Consider the following 19310-nt stretch of genomic DNA (forward strand, 5'->3'; position numbering starts at 1 on the left):
CTGTGAACAATAAACGGACTCCGGCACAGTGATTCAGTCATCACCTGAGGGTAAACCACTGTTTCTACGGGTTATTAATTCGCCACAGAGCGGAGATAAACAGCGTTATCGCATAGTGATAAACTGCGCTTATCACCAAACGGGAAACACACCATGGCCAAAGACCGCTTCAGCAACCTGGATCTGAACCTGCTGCGCACCTTCCAGATCCTGGCCCAGGAGGGCAACATGCGCCGCGCCGCCTCACGCCTGCATGTCACCCAGCCCGCCGTTAGCCACGCCCTGCAGCGGCTACGCCATCACTTTGATGACCCTTTGTTTACCAAGACCCGCCAGGGGCTGGCGCTGACCGAGTTCGGCCAGCAGTTGAACGAGCGGCTGCGGCCGGCAATGGACGATCTTGTGGTAGCGGTCAACCAGGTGGAGGGCTTTGATCCCGCTGAACTGACCGGCAAGCTGCGCATCGCCCTGGCGCCCCACATCGCCCAGTTCTTTGCTACCCGGCTGTTCAAGCTATTCCAGCAGCAGGCCCCCAACGCCAGTGTCGATCTGATCAGCTGGTCCCGCAGCACCCAGTCCGAACTGCTCAATGGCGAGACCCTGCTGGGCGTTAACTACCCCATTCAGGGTGTCTCCAAGGAGCTGATCCAGCTGCCGCTGGCGATGGACAGGGGTGGCCTGCTGGCACGGCGCGACCACCCCTTTGACGGTGACATCATCACCCCGGAGCAGATGACCCGCTACGAGCTGGTCAGCCTGCTCAATCCGGACCGCAATGATCACCTTAGCGACGCGGAGCGGGTGATGGCCGCTTATGGCCAGGAGGTCAAGGTCCGCTTTCGTACCGACAGCGCCCTGGGGGCACTGGACATCGTCCGTCATAGCGATCTGATGCTGCCGTTCAGCACCTACTTCCTGCCCAGTGCCCTGCAGGAACTTCGGGTTATCCAGGTGGATGTGGAGGAGCATCACCTGGAGTACCCACTGATCGCCTACTACCGCCAGGGCCAGGCGCGCAGTGCCGCCACCCTGTGGCTGTGCCAGATGATGGCGGAGCAGCTGCGTCAACAGATGACTCGAGTTCGGCAATAAGCCGGGCTAATCAATCCGAGCAACACCCTTCATTAGTCCTTCCACTGGTGGAAGGGTACCCTGCGCCTCCAATCTATCGATGCGGAGGTGCCCGTGGCACGATTCACCCTAATGCTCTGCCTGCTGGCAAGCCCGGCCTGGGCCGGTTTCGACCTGTCCGGCCACCACATCGGTTTCTACGTCGGTGATACCCACTACGATGCCAGCAACCTCTACGACGATTACGACTACGATCGTCGCGCCACCAGCTTTGGCCTCTTCACCGCCGCACCGATCAATGACTGGCTCGATATCGAAGGGCGCTATACCTACCACGGCCGCTACGAGGTAAGGGAGTCATCCCTCGAGTACTGGCGCAATAGCTACCAGACCGTCGTCTCCTCGCTGCGATTGCATCACGGCATCAGCGACACCGTGTCACTGTACGGACGGGCGGGCTTAGGCCTCGTTTTGCTCGAGCAGAAAACCGTGCTGTGGCAGGGGGGCAACACCTTGGACCTGGCCAGTCTGGGTCTGGACCTTCAAGCTGGCCTTGGCATGAGCTGGCAGTTTCATCCCAAGCTGGCGCTGACCCTGGATCTGGACCATCACAGCTTTCTGGTGGAAAGCCGCCATCGCACCTATACCCAGAGCCTAATCACCACCAGTGCCGGGCTGCGCTACACCTTCTAAGGCTTTAGCTTGTACGGCTGGGGCTTGTAAGACTGGGGCTTGGCCAGGGTCAGTGGATGAACCAGAAGCCCAGCAGGACAAAGGCCCCCAGTTGGACGGTGTTGATCGCCACCGATAGGCGATGAACCCAGGAGAAGCGGCGTCGGTCGCCGGCATCGGAGGCGGCGTTGGCGGCGGGCATCAGGATAGCACCGGAGAGCAGAAAGCCGAGCAGGCAACCCAATAGCACCCAGGCATCGCCATAGAACTGGGCACTGTAGCGCAGCAGCAAGGCCACCGCCGTGAGGGCGGCAAAGTAGAGGTAGTACCAGGGAAAGAAGGCGCGGATAAAGGCTCGGGCGGTGGGCAGCTCCAGCTTGCTGAACAGCAGCGGGGCAAACAGCAGCTGGAAGGTCAGCATGCCACCGAGGATCACCGCCAGCATCATGGCATAGAGGCTTTGAAACAGGGTCATAAGGGCTCCATCCACTCACACCAAGTTAAGTGTAGTCATGGATACGGCGCTGCCGGCCAACCTGTTCAGGGGCAATGGAAGGGTTGACGCTCCAGGATCAGCTTATCGGCCCCACGTTGGCCCAGATGCACCCCATAGACCCGATCATAGTCGCCCTCCCCCATCGCCGGTGCTTCCTGGGCTAACAGCAAGCTGGCCAGGGCCGGGGTGGTATTGCTGTGACCCACCACCATCAGGCTGCCCTGGGCCGACAGCAGGGTCTCAGCCAGGGCCTCCAAGTTGCGGGGGTCGTAGTAGTGCACCGGCACCTCCAGCGTGTCCGCCACCAGCAATGCCGTCTGCCGGGTCCGACGGGTATCGCTGCTATAGACCGCCTGGATCCCTCGGCCCGTTAACCAGCGCCCCAACTGTTGGGCCCGCTCTCGGCCGCAGGGCAGCAGATCCGGATCCTCTCCACTGGCCTTCTCGGCATGACGCACCAGGTACAGCATGCGGTGCTCCGCCTGGCCGGTTTGCCAGCCCAGCCACAGCACTCCCGTCAGGGCGGCAAGCAACAAGGGGATCAGGACAAGGCGCTTCATCGCATGCCTCGACTCAGGTGGAAACCAATAACTGGGGTGGGGTTTGCGGGCGAGTCACGCCGCGATAGTGACGCTCCACCAGCGCGGCAAAGCGTCGGTATTGGTCCGGCGTCAGCTCTGTCGCCGGATGGTAGGGGAAGTCGAGCTCCGCATTGGCTTGCAGGGCACGCCGTCGCAACAGAGCGCCGCGACACTCTCGCAACGGAGCAAGCTCCCGGCGTGACTCTTGTTGCTCCTTATCAGCCTGCTCAGAATCCTGCTGCTGGCCTGACTGGCGCTGACCTCCCTCCTGCACCTGCCGATTGGGATCCTGCTTGGGATCCAGTGCCCGCTCCTTCGCTCCCTTGCTCAGCGCCTCCGCCTTGGGGATCGGCGGACGCACCTGTGCCGCCACCTGCTCCGTTGCCGGATTGGCGGTGGTGATGGGCACATTGGGAAAGTGGGACACCAGGAACATGGCACCTCCTCGGTGGGTTCCTGGTTATTTTACCACCAATCAGTGGATTGCGCCTTGGGCCAGGTAAAATTCGCTCAGCGCTTGCAGGGTCGCGTCCGGGTGGGAGACAAAGGGCGCATGGGCGGCCTTGGCCAACACCTGCACCTGGGACGCCGACGCCAGACGGGCCATCGGGGCCAAGCTGCGATAGGGCACCAGGCCATCCATACGACCATAGAGCCGCAACCAGGGACAGCGGATCTTATCCAGCTCCGAGCGCAAGTCCACCTGTGCCAACATCGCCAGGCCATCGGCCAGGGCCTGGGGCTGGGCCTGGGGCTGACTCATCACCGCCCGCTTCAATCGCCGCACGTCCTCCCGGGCCGAAGGTGAGCCCATCGCCTGCAGAGCGAAGAAGCCATTGAGGGTCTTGCCCAGGTCCTGCTCCAGCTGTTCGGCAAACTGCTGCAGCACCGCCGGCTGGATCCCGGCCCAATCCTGCTGCGCAGTAAAACAGGGCGAACTGGCCAGGGTCACCAGGGAGGCGACCCGCTCCGGCCAGGTCAGCGCCAGCTGCTGCGCCACCAGCCCGCCCAGCGACCAGCCCAGCAGATGACAGCGGCCCTGGGGCAGCGCCGCTGCCACCGCTTCGGCAAAGTCCACCAGGGTGGCGCCGGCCGGAAGCGCTTGAGAATGGCCAAAGCCGGGCAGATCCAGGCTGCCGACCCGCCAGCCCTTGTTGACCAGCGCCTCGGCCAGGTCCTGCCACACCGCCCCGTTCATGCCCCAGCCGTGGATCAGAACCAGTGCCGGACCCTGGCCCTGCCAGTGGATTTGCGGCTTGGTAAAAGAGGGGCTTAGCTTAGAGGCGATGGACATGAAATGGAGTTCCCTTGGGCAGTGGTTGCAGCGCAGTCTACCCAATCGCTGTTACCTGTGTCAGCAACCGGTGGATCAGGGCATTGGTCTGTGCCGCTGGTGTCTGACGGACGCTGAACCCGGCCCCCTCTGCCTGTCCTGCAGCACCCCCTTGCCCCAGGCACCGCCCTGGCGCTGCGGCCGCTGCCAGTCGAGACACCGCTGGCGCCCGCTGGTGTGCGCCTATCCCTACCACAGTCCCATGGGCTACCTGTGCGGCAGCATCAAGATCCATCAACAGCTGGGACTGATCCCGCCGTTGTGTGACGCCCTAGCCGAGCGTTGGCAGGCACTGTGGGAGAGTGGTGCTATCGATAAGCCCAAGGCGCTGGTGCCGGTGCCGATGCATCGGAGCCGCTTGCCACTGCGGGGCTTTAACCACGCGGTGTTGCTGGCCGACGCCCTGGGCCAACGCCTGCAGCTGCCGGTGCGGGATGACCTGCTGGTCAAGGTGCGGGCCACCGTGCCCCAGCACGATCTCAGCGGGGCGGCCCGGCGCCGTAACCTGGCCCAGGCCTTTGCCGCCACCGAGGCTGATCCCGTTGAGGGGATCGCCGTGGTGGATGACATCGCTACCACCGGTGCCACCCTGGCGGCGGTGGCTGCGGCGCTGCGCCGAGGGGGTCACCAGATCAGCCAATACGCGGTACTGGCCAGCGCCATGGCGCGCTAGTCCCGCAGCGAGGGCACCATAAACAGGCTGTTGGCCACCAGCTTCTCGCCGCCGAGCCAGAAGTTGCGAAACAGCGGATTGTCGGCGAACAGGATGTACTGACCCTGACCACGCCGCTCCACCACCGCCGCGCTGTGCCCCACCAGCGCTTGCTGGTAGGCCTCGGCCATAAAGCCAGATCTGAGCATCTGCTCCGGGTAGCGCGCCACCTCATCCTGACGGATCGCCAGCAGGGAAAACTCCCGGTTCTTCATCATCGGCAGCTGCCCCGGCAGGGCAAAGCCAAGGGGGTGGCTGGTATCCAGCTGCCAGTCGACAATGGCGCCACCAATGGTGCGCTGGGCTCGTAAACCAAAGCGCTGGGCAAACAGCCAGCGGTCACTGGCGTGAGCAAAATCCCGCTCCAGCTGGGCGCGCTGGCGCACATCGGCGTTGATCAGATCCCAGCTGGCCAGCTGGGCCGCACCGCGCTTCCAACCCACCACGGTGCCACCGTTACGGACGAAATCGTCGATCCAGTCGGCGAAGCCGGGGCTGATCAGGTTGTAGGCGCCGTCCACCAGGAACAAGTGGGTAAACTCCCCCTTGGGCACCCGCAGGGCATACTCGGCGTGAACCAGCACCGCGTCCAGCTGCACCACCTGGTCCAGGAAATACCACAGCTCACCAGCCTCGTACTGGCTGACGTCGCGGCCAATCAGCACCAGCGGCTTGACCGGCTTGGCGAAGTGGTAGCGCCGCCCGCCGGGATCGTAGCCGCTCTCAGCCTGGCCGGAGATCACCGCGCTGGCACGCAGCCCCAACTGCTGCTCAATCTGCGCCAGCAGCGGCGCCAGTCCGGGCTGGTCCGCCAGGATCAGCAGATCCCCCGGCCGCACCTGGACACTGCCATCAACCCCACGCAACACACTGTCGTTTTCGGCGAAGCGTACCCGGATCCCGGCCAGTTGCAGCTGGTGCAGCGCTGCCGGGGCGAAGCGGTCGTGCCAAGCCAGGTGCCAATGCAAGGGCAACTCCGGCTGCGTCACACGGGTTGGGGCTGGCGCTTCGGCCTGGTGCTCCGGTGCCCGTTTAACGGTGGCCAGGTTGAGGCCAAAGGCCAAATCCACCGCAAAGGCGGAAACGTCGTAGAAGGTGTTGTCGGCAAACTCGGTGCGCTTATCCAGCATCGCCTCCAGCAGACGGTACTGGGGCTGGGCAAAGGGCAGGAACAGATCCCCCGGCTGGAACACCACCTCGTCCACGCTGACGGACTCACTGAGATAGCCGTAGCCGATGTGGTGGCTATCGAGGATGGCGGTCAGGGCCGCCAGGCGACTGCGATCGCCGCCGCTGGAGAGCAGGTAACCGGCCCCCTTGCGCCGCTTGCCCTCGCTCAGGCTGTCGCGGAAGAACTCCAGCTGGTAGCTGCGCAGTGCCTCCGATTCCGCCATCGCCCCGCGCACGGTGGAGAACGAGGTGGCCAGGTGATTACGGATCCCCCGACTCAGGGTCAGCGGCCCCCGCTCAGTCGCCCGCAGCAAGCCACGGGCGGTGGCCTGCTCAAACAGGATCCCCACCGAGCCGTTGATGTCCGGATAGGTGGAGCCCTTACCGTAAAAGAAGTCGTCGAAGGTCTCGCGGCTGAAGTAGGGCTGATGCAGGCCGTCCAGCGCCTTGGCGTGGTGGTTGGCCAGTCGGGCGGTGATCGCCTGGTTATCCTTGGGTGTCAGCGGATGGGTACGATCCGGTACTCCAGGCTGGAAAAAGTAACTGCTCTGGTGGGCCATCTCGTGGTAATCGCTCACCACCTGGGGCAACCAGCGCTGGAACAGCGCCACCCGCCCGCGGCTCTCCGGGTGGGCCTGGTAGAGCCAGTCCCGGTTAAGATCGGCCCAGAAGTGGTTCACCCGGCCGGTTGGCCAGGCCTGGAAGTGCTCCCGGTGCCAGTTGTTGTCACTGGGCACCGTACCCCGGTGGCCATTAACCCAGTTGGCGAAGCGATCGTTGCCGTCGGGGTTCTGGCTTGGAGTGATAAGGATCACCGCCTGCTCCAGCCAGCGGGCTACCTCCTCGCTGTTGCTGGCCGCCAGGTAGTAGGCAAACAGGTTGGCGGCGTGCAGACCGGAGGCCTCATCGCCATGAATGCTGTAGGCCAGCCAGATCACCAGCGGCCCCTCGTCCGCCTGCCCCTGGCGCACCCCAGCGCGGCTCTCCAGCAACTCGGCCTGACGGGCCAGGTTATCCGGGCTGGAGATCACCGCCACCAACTGGGGCCGCCCCTGGTGGCTGTAACCTATGGTTTCCAGCGCCACCCGGTCGCTCTGGGCCGCCAAGGTTTCGAAGTAGCCCTGCACCTCGTCGTAGCGCAGGTGACGGCTGCCCACCGGGCCGCGAAAGTGCTGCTCGGGGGTGGTGATCTGGGAGGTATAGCGCTCCTCAGGCAGGAGGCTGGCGGCCGCAGGCAGACCGAGGCAAAGGCCCAACAGGGCCAGCAACAGGGGGCGAATCATCCGTGACTTCCTTCTTGTTATGCCCCCGCAGTGTATCAATCGTGCTGTTCAATAGGCCAGCAAAGCGTGATCTGAGTCACTGGTCTAGGCTACAATCCGGCTCCGCTAAGGGTTATGATGCCTTATCCGAGTGAATGACTCAGGCTTTAAGAGAAGCGTATATGATCACCATTACCGAAGCCGCCCAGGAACACTTTGCCAAGCTGCTGGGCCAACAGCCGGAAGGCACCAACATCCGGGTTTTTGTTATCAATCCCGGCACCCCCCAGGCCGAGTGTGGTGTGTCCTACTGCCCGCCGGATGCGGTGGAAGAGGACGACACCGAGCTGGAGTTCAATGGCTTTAACGCCATGGTGGACAGCAAGAGCGCGCCCTTCCTGGACGAGGCGATGATCGATTACGTCACCGATCAGCTGGGCAGCCAGCTGACCCTCAAGGCCCCCAACGCCAAGATGCGCAAGGTGGCCGACGACGCACCGCTGCGTGATCGGGTGGAGTACATCATCCAGTCCCAGGTTAACCCGCAGCTGGCCGGCCACGGCGGCTTTATCACCCTGATGGAGCTGACCGACGATGGCATCGCGGTGATCCAGTTCGGCGGCGGCTGTAACGGCTGCTCCATGGTGGACGTCACCCTTAAGGACGGCATCGAGAAGCAGCTGCTGGAGCAGTTCGCTGGTGAACTGACCGCGGTGAAGGACGTCACCGAGCACGAACACGGTGAGCACTCCTACTTCTGAGCGCCCGCTATGACGCAACAGGCCGCCCCATGGGCGGCCTGTTTGTTTTTAGGCGGGCAACCAGCGGCGCTGGTGCCAGCGCCAGCCAAAGTGCAGCGCCAGCGTCAGGCTGCGCAGCAGCAAAAAGCCATTAAAGGCCAGCCACAGGCCATGATTTTGCCAGGGGCTCAGCAGCGCCCAAAACAGGAAGAATCCGACCGCGGAGAGCAGCATGGCGTTGCGCATCACCGCTCCCTTGGCCGCCCCGATGTAGACCCCATCGAACAGGAAGCAGGTAAAGGCCACCAGCGGATAGAGCACCACCCAGGGCAGATAGGTTGCGGCGGTGTCCCGCACCTCGGGGATGTCGGTCAGCAAGCCGATGATCCCCTCACCGGCCAGGGCAAACACCCCGCTGAACAGCAGCGCCGTCAGCGCCGACCAGAACCAGCCTAGGATCACCGCATCCGCCAGTTGAGATGGTGCCTTGGCCCCCACCGCCTTGCCCACCTCCGCCTCCGCTGAGTAGGCGAAGCCATCCAGGGCATAGGCGATCAGCAGGGTAAAGTTCATCAGCACCGAGTTGGCGGCGACGATCTCATCCCCCATCCTGGCCCCCTGGGCGGTGACAAACAGCATGCAAAGCTGCAGGCACAGGGTGCGCAGGAAGATATCCCGGTTCAGTGCCACCAGGGCACCGGCCCCCCGCAGCGACAGCAGTGACCAACTGGCGCGCTGCTTGAGCTCCGCCGGCAACTGTCGCCAGATCAGCCAGGCGGCGGTGAACAGGGCAGCGTAATCGGCAATCACACTGGCCCGGGCCGCCCCCGCTACGCCCCAGTCCAGGCCAATCACAAACCAGATATCCAGCACGATGTTGACGCTGTTGGTGAGGATCAGCAGCACCATGGCGGCGCGGGGCTGCTGACGCCCCAGCAGGTAACCCAGAGCAGCCAGGTTCAACAGCGCCGCCGGGGCACTCCAGATCCGGTTGTTGAAGTACTCGGCGGCGTAATACTGCACCTCGGCGCTGCCGCCGATCCAGTGCAGCGCCAGCGACAGGATCGGCTGTTGCAGCAACAGCAGGCCCAACGCCAGCATCAGGGCCATCAATGCGGCCTGGTAAAGCACCTGCAGTTGGGCCAGTCCGTCCCCCCGGCCAAAGTGCTGCGCCACCAGGCCTGTGGTGGCCATGCGTAAAAATCCGAGGATCCAGAATAAAAAGGTTATAATCATCGCCCCGACGGCCACGCCGCCGAGGTAATAGGCATCGCTGAGATGCCCTATCACCGCCGTATCCACCAGCCCCAACAGGGGGATGGTGACGTTGGACAGTATCATGGGAACGGCGAGCGCGAAGGTGTGCCGATGGGCCTCCTTGCGCCGCAATACGGCGGGGATGATCATTATGCGTACAGGTTTCTGACTATGTTGAATCGATTAAAAGCGCTGACCCTGGGCCTTGTGCTGGGTCTGGCGTCTATGCCGTCGTTGGCGGTGGTGATACTACAGTACCACCACGTCAGCGAAAAAACGCCGAGCATCACCTCGGTAACGCCGGCCCAGTTTGCCGAGCAGATGGCCTACCTGGCCGACAACGACTTTTCTGTGATCCCTTTGGCGGATGCCCTGGCGGCGATCCGGGCCGGTGAGCACCTGCCTGCCAAGACCATCGTCATCACCTTTGACGATGGCTTTGCCAATATCGCCAGCAACGGTCACCCGATCCTCAAGCAACACGGCTTTCCCTACACGGTGTTCGTCAACCTTGAGCCCATCGAGCAGAACCGCCGCAACATGATGGATTGGGATACCCTGCGCCAGATCGCCGCGGAAGGGGCCACCATCGCCAACCACAGCTACAGCCACGATCACCTGATCCGCCGCCTGCCCGGCGAAGACCAGGCCGCCTGGGAGCAACGGGTGGAGGCGGACATCGAACGCACCGAGGCCGCCATCGTTCGTGAGATCGGGCATAACCTCAAGGCACTGGCCTACCCCTACGGCGAATACAACCAGGCGCTGCAGGCGCTGCTCGAGCGCATGGGCTACGTTGGCATCGGCCAGCACTCCGGTGCCGCCGGCCCCTACTCCAGCCTCACCACCCTGCCCCGCTACCCGGTGGCCGGCCCCTATGCCGACATGGACAGCCTGCGGGTGAAGATGCACAGCCTCAACATGCCGATGGTAGCGATGGACGGCGAGGAGTCGGAGCTGATCAACCGCAACCGGCCCAGCCTGACCGTGACCCTGGAGGCCGAGGACGTGCGCACCGGCGAGCTAATGTGCTACATCCAGGGCCAGGGTGCCAAGGCTCCTACCTGGCTGGACGATAGCACCTTCACCATCCAGGCAGATCTGCCGCTGCCGGCGGGACGCAGCCGCTACAACTGCACCGCCCCCAGCCGCACTCAAAACGGCTACTACTGGTTCTCCCAGCCCTGGATCCAGGCCAACGCCGACGGCAGCTGGCCGCAGGAATAATCGTTACCTTGAAACAAAAAAGGCGGCCTCCTGGGCCGCCTTTTTGCTATGCGCTGATCAGTCCGCTTCGACGATCCGCTTCATGTCGGTCATGTAGCCACGCAGGGTTTTGCCCACCTGCTCCACCGGGTGATTGCGGATCGCCTCGTTCACCTCAATAAGGCGGATGTTATCCACCCCGTTGGAGGCGTCGCTCAACCCCTTGCCCATCTCCTCCAGGCTCAGGTTGTTGGCGTGCTCACGCAGCAGCGGCACCGCAGCGTGGCTAAACAGGTAGTTGCCGTACTCGGCGGTATCGGAGATCACCACGTTCATCTCGTACAGCTTCTTACGGGCGATGCAGTTGGCGATCAGCGGGGTCTCGTGCAGGGACTCGTAGTAGGCGGACTCCTCGATGATGCCGGCGTCCACCATGGTCTCAAACGCCAGTTCCACCCCGGCCTTGACCATGGCCACCAGGTAGATGCCGCGGTCGTAGAACTCCTGCTCGGTGATCGGCTCGTTGCTTTCCGGCGCCTGCTCGAACGAGGTCTGTGCGGTCTCTTCACGCCAGGTCAGCAGATTGATGTCGTCGTTGGCCCAATCCTCCATCATCACCCGGGAGAAGGTGCCGTCGATGATGTCATCCATGTGCTTCTCGAACAGCGGACGGAGGATGACCTTCAGCTCCTCGGCCATGTCGAAGGCGCGGATCTTGGCCGGGTTGGAGAGGCGATCCATCATGTTGGTGATGCCGCCATGCTTGAGCCCTTCGGTCACGGTTTCCCAGCCGTACTGCACCAGCTTAGCGGCGTAGCCGCTGTCCAAGCCCTCGGCCACCATGCGCTCATGGGCCAGGATGGCACCGGTCTGCAGCATGCCGCAGAGGATGGTCTGCTCACCCATCAGATCGGACTTCACCTCCGCCACGAAGGAGGACTCCAGCACCCCGGCACGATCGCCACCGGTGGCGGAGGCATAGGCCTTGGCCACATCCAAGCCATAGCCGTTGGGATCGTTCTCCGGGTGTACCGCGATCAGGGTGGGCACACCGAAGCCACGCTTGTACTCCTCCCGCACCTCGGTACCGGGGCACTTGGGCGCCACCATCACCACGGTGATGTCTTCACGCACCTGCATCCCTTCCTCCACGATGTTGAAACCGTGGGAGTAGGACAGGGTTGCCCCCTGCTTCATCAGCGGCATCACCGCGTTTACCACCGCGGTGTGTTGCTTATCCGGGGTCAGGTTCAGCACCAGATCTGCCTGGGGGATCAGGTTTTCGTAGGTGTCGACCACAAAGCCGTTGTCGCTGGCGTTGCGGAACGAGGCCCGCTTCTCCTGGATAGCGGCCTCACGTAGGGCATAGGAGACATCCAGACCGGAGTCGCGCAGGTTGAGGCCCTGGTTCAGGCCCTGGGCGCCGCAGCCCACGATCACCACCTTCCAATCCTTGATGAAGTCGCAGCCCTGGCTGAACTCCTCGCGCTTCATAAAGCGGCACTTGCCCAGTTGCGCGAGCTGCTTTCGCAAGCTCAATGTATTGAAATAGTTGGCCATTATTGCACTCCTTCACGGCTTGGGGTGGGGATCCGGGCCCACCGTCATGGTGGGGGTTAAAGCCAGAATACGACATGCGTCACATTGCTTAAATTGATATATTCACAACGAAGCATTGCACTTCAGTCAACATAGGCTTGCCATGGACATCCGTACCCTCACCCTGTTTCAGCACCTGGCCACCAGCCTGCACTTTGGCCAGACCGCCCAGGCCAACCACGTCAGTCCCTCTGGACTGAGCCGGGCGATCCAGCGGCTGGAGCAGGAGCTGGGCACGCCATTGCTGCTGCGGGATAACCGCCACGTCAGCCTCACCCCCGCCGGCGAGCAGCTGCTGCACTACGCCAACGACCAGCTGACCCAATGGCATCAACTCAAACGCAGTCTCACCCAGCAGGCCCAGCAGCTCAGCGGCACTGTGCGGATCTACTGCTCGGTCACCGCCGCCTACAGCCACCTGCCCCAGCTACTCGACCCGTTCCGCCAGCGTCACCCGGAGGTGGAGATCCAGCTCACCACCGGCGATGCCGCCAGCGCCCTGGCCCGGCTGCAGGCCCAGGAGGCGGATGTCGCCATCGCCGCCAGCGATGGCCAGTTTGCCAAGCCCTTTGCCTTCCAGATCCTCGACTGGGTGCCGGTGGCGGTCATTGGGCCCAAGCTGCCCTGCCAGGTTCAGCGCCAGCTGGCCCAGTCCGAGGTGGACTGGGGCGCCATCCCGCTGATCCTGCCGGAGCACGGCCAGACCCGCCGACGGCTGGAGACCTGGTATCGACACAAGCAGGTGGGCAAACCCAAGATCTACGCCACCGTGGGCGGCCATGAAGCACTACTGAGCATGGTGGCGCTGGGCTGTGGGGTGGGGATCGCGCCCCAGGTGGTGATCGACAACAGCCCGGTGAAGTCGCGGTTGCTGACACTGAGCGAGGAGGGGGAGGTGCCTACCTTCAACCTGGGGGTGGGCTGCTTGGCCCAGCGGCGTGAGGAGCCGCTGATTAAGGCCTTTATGGCGGTTACCGCCGCCCCTTGACTGAGTTCAGAGCACAGCACTGGCGTGGCTCAACGCCATCGAGCCCTCAAGGCACACAATCCCAAGGCGGAGGCGAAAGCGAGGTCGAGCAAATGGGGGAGATGAAACTCAGGATCGAAACCGATACGCACTGCCCATTGCAGCAGGGCCAAGACGCCCAGCACTTTGAGAAAATCCGCAGTGAATACGCCTAGTGATTTCCGCATTGCGCCTCCCTGCGCCTCGCTTCTACCCACCCAATCGCCATCGGTTTTAGCCAGTCTAGGCCTGATTTATGGAGATGATGTCTAGGAGCGTCGATGTCACACGGGCAAAAGCCTAAACGCCCCGGGCTGCTCTGTTACTCCATCTCGATTTCGGCGATCTGCAGCTGGAAGTAGCCTTCCTGCTTCTCGCTGATCAAAAAGCCCAGCTGATGAACCTCACCGAAGAACAAGCCAGGGGCATCCAGCACCGCGCGGCCGCGGAAGGTGGCGGTGAAGTCCTCCGGGCGGAACACCAGCCGCTGCCACTGGCCGATCTCGGTATCAAACGGCGCCGCGTAGACCACGCCATCTAGGCCATCGTGGGTGCGAAGTCGCAGCTGATAGGACTTGCCGTCGCCACGGACGTGGATCCGCAGCAGCTCGGTATCACTGGGCAGGCCGGTGGCCCGGCGCACCGAGGCGAAGCCACCGTTGTTCTCCAGTGAAACGCGACCAGAAAACACCCCCAGGTTGCCCCCCACCTCGAAGTGGGATTGGGAGACGCCGCCCATCACGTCGTCGTTGACCGGCAGCCACCGGGCAGCCTCACTGCTGTCGTTGAAACGGATACTGGACATGGTTCCCTCCTTGGCCGTGTCTGGACTGACCGACGCAAGCTGAAGGCAGATGAGTAAGGGGTACAGGTTCATGCTTCAGTTACGTGTCGGCTTACAGTTTAGATCCTTCTGCGCCTTGCGCTTTCCTCCAGGCTGGGCCATCAACAAGAAAACCGCCCGATTGAGTGAACCCATGATCTGGTTACTGGCTGCCGACGCGATCCTGCTGCTGCACTTCGGCTTTGTCCTGTTCGTGATCCTCGGCTTGGTGCTGATCCTATTGGGAGGCCTGTGTCATTGGCCCTGGACCCGCAATCGCCACTTCCGATTCGCCCACCTGCTGGCCATCGCCGTGGTGGTAACACAAAGCTGGTTGGGACAGATCTGCCCACTGACCCTGCTGGAGCAATGGCTGCGTCGTCAGGGCGGTGGCCCCAGTTACAGTGGCAGCTTTGTCGGTCATTGGGTGGAGAGCCTGCTCTACTACCGAGCACCGGACTGGGTCTTTATCCTCGCCTATAGCCTGTTCGGCCTGCTGGTGCTATTGGCCTGGTGGCGCTGGCCGCCACGACAATCGTAAAAGTGCGCATTGCCACACGGCAACAACACAAAAATCCTCTTCATGAACCGCCTCCCGCCATCAGCCACCGGGTTTGACCAAATCTTCTCAGCGGTTGAAGCTGGGCCGTCGCTGCCCCGCCCGGTCCCCGTCATTGCGCTCACAGCAGACGGGGCTGCTCACTGTAGATGAACCGATGAATCGACTCCTACTCGCTGCCCTGCTCGCCCTATTGCTGGGGTGGCTGCTCACCAACTACCGTCCACTCGACCGAGCCAACACCCTGCTGGTTTCCGGCCCTTTTGAGTTCACCAGCCAGGATCTGGCCAAAGACGGTTATCTCTATACCCGGATGCAGGTAGCCGAGACCCTGGTGGCGGTCGATGCCCAAGGCCAAGCCGTCCCCATGCTGGCCACCGACTGGCAGGTCAATGACAACCAGTGGCGCTTCACCCTGCGCCAGGGGGTCCGCTTTCACAACGGCCAGCCCCTCACCGCCAAGCAGGTCAAGCACAGCCTCGACATTGCACTGACCAAACCTGGCCCTCTGCAGCAGGTGCCCATCGAAGCAATCGAAACGGATGAGCAGGATCTCCTCGTTACCCTGACAGCCCCCTATCGGCCTCTACCGGCGGTATTGGCGCACTACAGCACCGCGATCCTATCTGCCGATTCCTACGATGCCGATGGGCAGGTCATTCAGCTTTATGCCACCGGCCCCTACCAAACCGCTCGGCTAGCGCCGCCCCACAAGCTGGAAACACGCCGCTTCGAGGAATACTGGGGCCAGGCCGCCGCCATTGAGTTCGTCCACTACCTCACCGGCCACCGTGCCGAGAGCCGGGCGCTCCAAGCCCGAACCGGCGATGCGGATCTGGTCTACACCCTGGATCCCGCCAGCCTGGAGCAGCTAGGCCGCAGCAAGGGGCTATCAGTGCACTCCGAGTCCCTGCCCCGTACCCTGCTGCTCAAGCTCAACAGCGCCCACCGCTTTCTTGATCACCCGGACAGTCGTCGCGCCATCAGCCTGGCACTGGATCGAACCGGCATCGCCGAGCAGGTGATCCGGGTACCGGGCAGCGAAGCCAACCAGCTGTTCCCACCGTCACTGTCCGGCTGGCACCAGCCGGATTGGCCGGCGCTGGAACAGGATCTGGACACCGCTCGCACCCTGCTGGCTAAGCAAGGCTGGCAGATGGGCCCAACCGGGCTGCTAAAGCGCGGTTCCGATCGATTTGAGCTGCGGCTGGTCACCTACGCCGATCGGCCCGAGCTGACCGTTCTCGCTACCGCCATCCAGGCGCAGCTAAGGGAGCTGGGCATCTCCGTGCTGATCAGTGTCGATAACGCCAGCGCCATCCCTTCGGGGCACCACGATGGCAGCCTGGAGATGGCCCTGGTGGCCCGCAACTACGCCCTGGTGCCGGATCCATTGGTGGTGCTGCAAGAGGACAGCGCCTCACCCATGGGAAGTGATTGGGGGCCGATGGGCTGGCACTCTCCAGCGATGGCGCACGGATTAAGCCGGATGGCGCAAAGCGAAGATACCAGCGAGTACTGGGCCCTGGCCGAGCAGGTCTCTGAATTGCTGATGGAGGAGTTGCCTCTGATCCCCGTGGCCTTCTACACCCAGCAGATCTCGGTAAATGACCGGGTAAAGGGGTTCCAGTTCGACCCGTTCGAACTCAACTATCGCCTCTCCGAGATGCGATTCAAGAGCGACTGAGCCATGCTGACCCTGCTTAAGCGACGCCTTTGGCAGGCCATTCTGGTGGCCTGGTCGGTGGGCACCCTGACCTTCATCCTGATGCGGCTGCTGCCCGGTGACTTTGCCTACCGCATCGCCGCAGGTCGCTACGGCTACGACCAGGTAAATCGATTAGCTGCTGAGGCGGTGCAGGCTGAGCTGGGGCTGGATCAACCAGCCTGGTTGCAGTACCTCTACTGGCTCTGGGACTTGGTACGGTTTGACCTGGGCAACTCGCTGGTCAGCGGCGCACCGGTGATCCAGGAGATCCAGCATCAACTTGGCCACTCGCTGCAGCTGGCGCTGTTCGCCTGCTTGTTCTCGCTGCTGCTGGCACTGCCCATCGGCCTCTATTGCGGCAAGCGGCCCGGTGGTCGGGCCGATCGCATCGCCCTGTTTTTCTCCGCCCTGCTTCGAGCTCAGCCGGTGTTCGTTATCGGACTGCTTTTAGTGCTGCTGTTTGCCCTGCAACTGGGCTGGTTTCCGGTGGCGGGCTTCGGCGGCAGCCAGTACCTGGTCCTGCCGGCATTGAGCCTGGCCCTGGCCATGGCAGCGCTGTCCAACCGCATTATCCGCAATAACACCGCCACGGTGATGGCTTCCCCCTACCTGCAGTTTGCCCGCCTCAAGGGCTTATCCCGGTCCCAGGCTTTTGCTCGCCATGCCCAGCCCAACATCGCCCTGCCGGTGTTGGCCTTCGTCGGGGTTCAGGCCATCGCCCTGATTGAGGGGATCGTAATGATCGAATCGCTGTTCTCCTGGCCCGGCATCGGCCACGCACTAGCCCACGCCATCTTTGGTCGCGATGTGCCGATGATCCAGGGCACCGCTTTGCTGATGGGCCTGCTGTTTGTCGCCATTAATACCGCGGTCGACCTGGCAGGCTACTGGCTGGACCCGCGCCAAAGGGAAGCCGCTTATGACTAGGCAACCTCAACTCTGGCTTGGCCTGGCATTGATCAGCGCCCTGCTCATGCTGGTGGGCATCAATCACCTGGACTTCGGTCAGGATCCCGCTCTGCAGCGCCTCGACCAGGTGTTTCTTGGCCCCAGTGCCAGCTTCCCCCTGGGCACCGATCAATTTGGCCGCTGTAACCTGGCCAGGCTGGCCGCCGCCATCGAAAATTCGCTGCTAATGAGCCTGCTGTGCGTGATCACCGCCGCTACCCTGGGCACCCTCGCTGGCCTGATTGCTGGTTGGTATCGAGGCTGGGCAGATCGCACCCTCTCGTTTGCAGTTAATGTGTTGATGGCCCTGCCCGGGCTGGTGCTGGTGCTGCTGTTTGCCGCTTTGGTGCCCGGCTCTTTCTGGATGCTTTACCTGGCCATCTCTGCGGTTATCTGGGTGGAGTATTTCCGCCTGGTGCGCAGCGTGACCCTGTCGGCCCGTCATGACCCCGCGATCCAGGCCTCTCAGCTCTATGGTTTCGGCAAGGCCTACCTGCTACGCCGACACCTGTTACCACGGCTATGGCCGGATCTGCTCACCCTGGCCGCCTTTGGTGCCGCCAATGCCATCCTGGCGCTGGCCTCCATCGGCTTTGTCTATGTTGGCCTGAAGCCACCGGAAGCTGAGCTGGGACTGATGATGGTGGAGCTGTTCCCCTATTACAGCGATGCCCCCTGGGTGCTGTTGCAGCCGCTGTTGACCGTCTTTGCCCTGATCCTGGGCTTCAACCTGCTGGCCATGGGACTCCAAGATGGACGCCGTTAAGGTCGATAACCTTAGTATTTATGCCGGCAGCCAGTGCCTGGTGAACCAGCTCTCGCTGACCTTGCGCCGCGGCCATCCTGTCACCATCTTGGGGGAGACCGGCTCCGGCAAAAGCCTGCTGGCCCACGCCATCGCCGGGATCCTGCCCAAGTCCCTCAATCAACAGGGCACCATCACCCTGTTTGGTCAACGTCAGGATTCAATGAGTGCCAGCCAGTTGGAGGCGATGTGGGGCCGCAGCCTGGCGGTTTTGCCCCAGGAGCCCTGGCGTGCGCTCAGCCCCTTGATGCCCATCACCCATCAAATCCAGGAGGTGGGCGAGTGTGTGCTGGAGCAGGACAAGGCTAAGGCTGAGAAAAACACCGGCTCTTTGCTCACTCGGCTGGGGCTGGCTGGCCACGGCAACAAAGTCCCCGCCTGGCTCTCCGGCGGCATGGCCCAGCGGGCGGCCTACGCGGCGGCCACCTACGCCGGCGCCGAGCTGCTGATCGCCGACGAGCCCAGCAAGGGGCTGGATGCCGTGCGGCGGGATCAGATAGGACAACGCCTGGCCGAGCATGGTCGACATGGGGCGCTGCTGACCATCACCCATGACGTCACCCTGGCCCGTCAGCTGGGCGGCGAAATCATCGTGATGCGCCAAGGGCAGATCCAGGAGCGGGGGCCCGCAGAGGCACTGCTTAACGCGCCTCAGTCAGCCTATGGTCGGGCCTTGGTCGCCGCCACGGCGGAGCATTGGCCGCAGCAGAAACGAGCGCAGATAGGCCCACCGCTGCTCCGTGCAAAGGAGCTTACCGCACGCCGTGGCGGGCGCACCCTGTTTAACCAGCTCTCCCTGACCCTGGGCCAGGGAGAGATCCTTGGATTAACCGGCGACAGCGGCTGTGGCAAGAGCACCCTGGCAGATACCCTGCTGGGGCTGCATCCTCCTCAGGCCGGCTGGATTGAGCATGATCTCGGGCCTTGCCAGGCATTGAAGCTTTACCAGGACCCACCGGCGGCCTTCGTTCCAAGGGTGCCCATGGGCACCTTGATGAGTGACCTGCAAAAGCGTCACAACCTCGATTATGCAGAGATAGAACAATGGATGGGTCAACTGAAGCTGGACACGAGCCTGCTGGCGCGCCCTGCCGAGGGGATCTCCGGCGGCGAGTTGCAGCGCTTTGCCCTGCTGCGAGCCCTGCTGCTCAAGCCCAGATTCCTGGTGGCAGACGAACCCACCTCCCGGCTCGACCCGATCACTGCCGCCGAGGTTACCCTAGCCCTGGTCCACTTTGCCCGCCACTCCGGCTGTGCCCTGCTGCTGATCAGCCATGATCTAACGGCGCTGCAGCGCAGCTGCGATCGGGTCATCTCGCTTTAGCCCCAAACGCAAAAAGCCCCCGCAGTGCGGGGGCTTTC

20 protein-coding genes are annotated in these 19310 nt (G+C 63.0%); 11 read left to right on the plus strand and 9 right to left on the minus strand.

Annotated elements, in window-relative coordinates; genetic code table 11:
• Window positions 1-153: 153 nt before the first annotated feature.
• Both BUC04_RS20625 and BUC04_RS20630 read left to right on the plus strand, forming a co-directional pair.
• Window positions 154-1092 carry a LysR family transcriptional regulator gene (locus BUC04_RS20625; RefSeq protein ID WP_067661502.1) on the plus strand — a complete coding sequence of 313 codons (939 nt, stop codon included), beginning with the start codon at window positions 154-156 and terminating at the stop codon, window positions 1090-1092.
• A 93-nt stretch (window positions 1093-1185) separates the two neighbouring features.
• The gene (locus tag BUC04_RS20630) at window positions 1186-1764 is read left to right on the plus strand and encodes an outer membrane beta-barrel protein (protein ID WP_143165823.1); all 579 of its coding nucleotides are present in this window, start codon (window positions 1186-1188) and stop codon (window positions 1762-1764) included.
• Between the two features lie 49 nt (window positions 1765-1813).
• Here the strand turns inward: BUC04_RS20630 and BUC04_RS20635 are convergent, their stop codons facing one another.
• From BUC04_RS20635 to bioH, 4 genes are all read right to left on the minus strand, one after another.
• Entirely contained in the window at window positions 1814-2218 is a 405-nt protein-coding gene (locus tag BUC04_RS20635) for a DUF4149 domain-containing protein (protein WP_067661498.1), read from the minus strand.
• A 65-nt stretch (window positions 2219-2283) separates the two neighbouring features.
• Complete coding sequence (locus BUC04_RS20640; protein WP_067661496.1) at window positions 2284-2799, minus strand: SixA phosphatase family protein; 516 nt, start codon at window positions 2797-2799, stop codon at window positions 2284-2286.
• Window positions 2800-2812: 13 nt separating this feature from the next.
• Window positions 2813-3256, minus strand: coding sequence for a hypothetical protein (locus tag BUC04_RS20645; protein WP_067661494.1), 444 nt, complete (start codon window positions 3254-3256; stop codon window positions 2813-2815).
• A gap of 39 nt (window positions 3257-3295) precedes the next feature.
• Complete coding sequence (bioH, locus tag BUC04_RS20650) at window positions 3296-4114, minus strand: pimeloyl-ACP methyl ester esterase BioH (RefSeq protein ID WP_067661492.1); 819 nt, start codon at window positions 4112-4114, stop codon at window positions 3296-3298.
• Between bioH and BUC04_RS20655 the strand changes: the two genes are divergently transcribed.
• On the plus strand, window positions 4113-4826 hold the full coding sequence (locus tag BUC04_RS20655) for a ComF family protein (RefSeq protein ID WP_143165824.1): 714 nt from the start codon (window positions 4113-4115) through the stop codon (window positions 4824-4826). The genes bioH and BUC04_RS20655 overlap by 2 nt on opposite strands.
• Here the strand turns inward: BUC04_RS20655 and BUC04_RS20660 are convergent.
• Window positions 4823-7318, minus strand: coding sequence for a M14 family zinc carboxypeptidase (locus BUC04_RS20660; protein ID WP_067661489.1), 2496 nt, complete (start codon window positions 7316-7318; stop codon window positions 4823-4825). The genes BUC04_RS20655 and BUC04_RS20660 overlap by 4 nt on opposite strands.
• Window positions 7319-7479: 161 nt before the next feature.
• Between BUC04_RS20660 and nfuA the strand changes: the two genes are divergently transcribed.
• Complete coding sequence (nfuA, locus tag BUC04_RS20665) at window positions 7480-8058, plus strand: Fe-S biogenesis protein NfuA (protein WP_067661487.1); 579 nt, start codon at window positions 7480-7482, stop codon at window positions 8056-8058.
• Between the two features lie 48 nt (window positions 8059-8106).
• On the opposite strand, the gene dinF is transcribed toward nfuA, so the two are convergent.
• Window positions 8107-9444, minus strand: coding sequence for an MATE family efflux transporter DinF (dinF, locus tag BUC04_RS20670; RefSeq protein WP_067661485.1), 1338 nt, complete (start codon window positions 9442-9444; stop codon window positions 8107-8109).
• A 21-nt stretch (window positions 9445-9465) separates the two neighbouring features.
• Here dinF and BUC04_RS20675 point away from each other — a divergent pair, with 21 nt between their 5' ends.
• A complete protein-coding gene (locus BUC04_RS20675) occupies window positions 9466-10521 on the plus strand; it encodes a polysaccharide deacetylase family protein (protein ID WP_067661483.1) in 1056 nt (351 codons plus the stop codon).
• 57 nt (window positions 10522-10578) lie between these two features.
• Here BUC04_RS20675 and ilvC read toward each other — a convergent pair whose 3' ends face one another.
• On the minus strand, window positions 10579-12060 hold the full coding sequence (ilvC, locus tag BUC04_RS20680) for a ketol-acid reductoisomerase (RefSeq protein ID WP_067661481.1): 1482 nt from the start codon (window positions 12058-12060) through the stop codon (window positions 10579-10581).
• A gap of 142 nt (window positions 12061-12202) precedes the next feature.
• On the opposite strand from ilvC, the gene ilvY reads away from it, so the two are divergent.
• Window positions 12203-13087 (plus strand): HTH-type transcriptional activator IlvY, encoded by an 885-nt coding sequence (gene ilvY / locus BUC04_RS20685; RefSeq protein ID WP_067661479.1) that lies wholly within the window; start codon window positions 12203-12205, stop codon window positions 13085-13087.
• Window positions 13088-13116: 29 nt separating this feature from the next.
• On the opposite strand, the gene BUC04_RS24045 is transcribed toward ilvY, so the two are convergent.
• Both BUC04_RS24045 and BUC04_RS20690 read right to left on the minus strand, forming a co-directional pair.
• Window positions 13117-13293: a hypothetical protein gene (locus BUC04_RS24045; protein WP_156480014.1), complete on the minus strand. Its 177-nt coding sequence runs from the start codon at window positions 13291-13293 to the stop codon at window positions 13117-13119.
• Between the two features lie 134 nt (window positions 13294-13427).
• A complete protein-coding gene (locus BUC04_RS20690; RefSeq protein ID WP_067661477.1) occupies window positions 13428-13910 on the minus strand; it encodes a CIA30 family protein in 483 nt (160 codons plus the stop codon).
• A gap of 172 nt (window positions 13911-14082) precedes the next feature.
• Here BUC04_RS20690 and BUC04_RS20695 point away from each other — a divergent pair, with 172 nt between their 5' ends.
• The 5 genes from BUC04_RS20695 to BUC04_RS20715 all read left to right on the plus strand — a co-directional run bounded on the left by BUC04_RS20695 (window position 14083) and on the right by BUC04_RS20715 (window position 19272).
• Entirely contained in the window at window positions 14083-14469 is a 387-nt protein-coding gene (locus BUC04_RS20695) for a DUF2784 domain-containing protein (RefSeq protein ID WP_067661475.1), read from the plus strand.
• Window positions 14470-14644: 175 nt separating this feature from the next.
• Window positions 14645-16174 (plus strand): ABC transporter substrate-binding protein, encoded by a 1530-nt coding sequence (locus BUC04_RS20700; RefSeq protein WP_067661473.1) that lies wholly within the window; start codon window positions 14645-14647, stop codon window positions 16172-16174.
• A 3-nt stretch (window positions 16175-16177) separates the two neighbouring features.
• Entirely contained in the window at window positions 16178-17122 is a 945-nt protein-coding gene (locus tag BUC04_RS20705; RefSeq protein WP_067661471.1) for an ABC transporter permease, read from the plus strand.
• Window positions 17115-17909 (plus strand): ABC transporter permease, encoded by a 795-nt coding sequence (locus BUC04_RS20710; protein WP_067661469.1) that lies wholly within the window; start codon window positions 17115-17117, stop codon window positions 17907-17909. The genes BUC04_RS20705 and BUC04_RS20710 overlap by 8 nt, the downstream gene beginning before the upstream one ends.
• Window positions 17896-19272 carry an ABC transporter ATP-binding protein gene (locus tag BUC04_RS20715; RefSeq protein WP_067661467.1) on the plus strand — a complete coding sequence of 459 codons (1377 nt, stop codon included), beginning with the start codon at window positions 17896-17898 and terminating at the stop codon, window positions 19270-19272. The genes BUC04_RS20710 and BUC04_RS20715 overlap by 14 nt, the downstream gene beginning before the upstream one ends.
• The last annotated feature ends 38 nt before the right edge of the window (window positions 19273-19310 follow it).

The organism is Ferrimonas marina, from assembly GCF_900129905.1.
In the GTDB taxonomy this organism is placed as follows: Bacteria; Pseudomonadota; Gammaproteobacteria; order Enterobacterales; family Shewanellaceae; genus Ferrimonas; species Ferrimonas marina.

Excerpts from the sequence above, each read along its gene's own strand:
- BUC04_RS20690 (WP_067661477.1), bottom strand. The coding sequence starts at position 13,910 with ATGTCCAGTATCCGTTTCAACGACAGCAGTGAGGCTGCCCGGTGGCTG.
- ilvY (WP_067661479.1), top strand. The coding sequence starts at position 12,203 with ATGGACATCCGTACCCTCACCCTGTTTCAGCACCTGGCCACCAGCCTG.
- BUC04_RS20655 (WP_143165824.1), top strand. The coding sequence starts at position 4,113 with ATGAAATGGAGTTCCCTTGGGCAGTGGTTGCAGCGCAGTCTACCCAAT.
- nfuA (WP_067661487.1), top strand. The coding sequence starts at position 7,480 with ATGATCACCATTACCGAAGCCGCCCAGGAACACTTTGCCAAGCTGCTG.
- BUC04_RS20640 (WP_067661496.1), bottom strand. The coding sequence starts at position 2,799 with ATGAAGCGCCTTGTCCTGATCCCCTTGTTGCTTGCCGCCCTGACGGGA.
- BUC04_RS20695 (WP_067661475.1), top strand. The coding sequence starts at position 14,083 with ATGATCTGGTTACTGGCTGCCGACGCGATCCTGCTGCTGCACTTCGGC.
- BUC04_RS20635 (WP_067661498.1), bottom strand. The coding sequence starts at position 2,218 with ATGACCCTGTTTCAAAGCCTCTATGCCATGATGCTGGCGGTGATCCTC.
- BUC04_RS20660 (WP_067661489.1), bottom strand. The coding sequence starts at position 7,318 with ATGATTCGCCCCCTGTTGCTGGCCCTGTTGGGCCTTTGCCTCGGTCTG.
- BUC04_RS20715 (WP_067661467.1), top strand. The coding sequence starts at position 17,896 with ATGGACGCCGTTAAGGTCGATAACCTTAGTATTTATGCCGGCAGCCAG.
- dinF (WP_067661485.1), bottom strand. The coding sequence starts at position 9,444 with ATGATCATCCCCGCCGTATTGCGGCGCAAGGAGGCCCATCGGCACACC.
- BUC04_RS20675 (WP_067661483.1), top strand. The coding sequence starts at position 9,466 with ATGTTGAATCGATTAAAAGCGCTGACCCTGGGCCTTGTGCTGGGTCTG.
- BUC04_RS24045 (WP_156480014.1), bottom strand. The coding sequence starts at position 13,293 with ATGCGGAAATCACTAGGCGTATTCACTGCGGATTTTCTCAAAGTGCTG.
- BUC04_RS20645 (WP_067661494.1), bottom strand. The coding sequence starts at position 3,256 with ATGTTCCTGGTGTCCCACTTTCCCAATGTGCCCATCACCACCGCCAAT.
- BUC04_RS20710 (WP_067661469.1), top strand. The coding sequence starts at position 17,115 with ATGACTAGGCAACCTCAACTCTGGCTTGGCCTGGCATTGATCAGCGCC.
- BUC04_RS20625 (WP_067661502.1), top strand. The coding sequence starts at position 154 with ATGGCCAAAGACCGCTTCAGCAACCTGGATCTGAACCTGCTGCGCACC.
- bioH (WP_067661492.1), bottom strand. The coding sequence starts at position 4,114 with ATGTCCATCGCCTCTAAGCTAAGCCCCTCTTTTACCAAGCCGCAAATC.
- BUC04_RS20700 (WP_067661473.1), top strand. The coding sequence starts at position 14,645 with ATGAATCGACTCCTACTCGCTGCCCTGCTCGCCCTATTGCTGGGGTGG.
- BUC04_RS20705 (WP_067661471.1), top strand. The coding sequence starts at position 16,178 with ATGCTGACCCTGCTTAAGCGACGCCTTTGGCAGGCCATTCTGGTGGCC.
- ilvC (WP_067661481.1), bottom strand. The coding sequence starts at position 12,060 with ATGGCCAACTATTTCAATACATTGAGCTTGCGAAAGCAGCTCGCGCAA.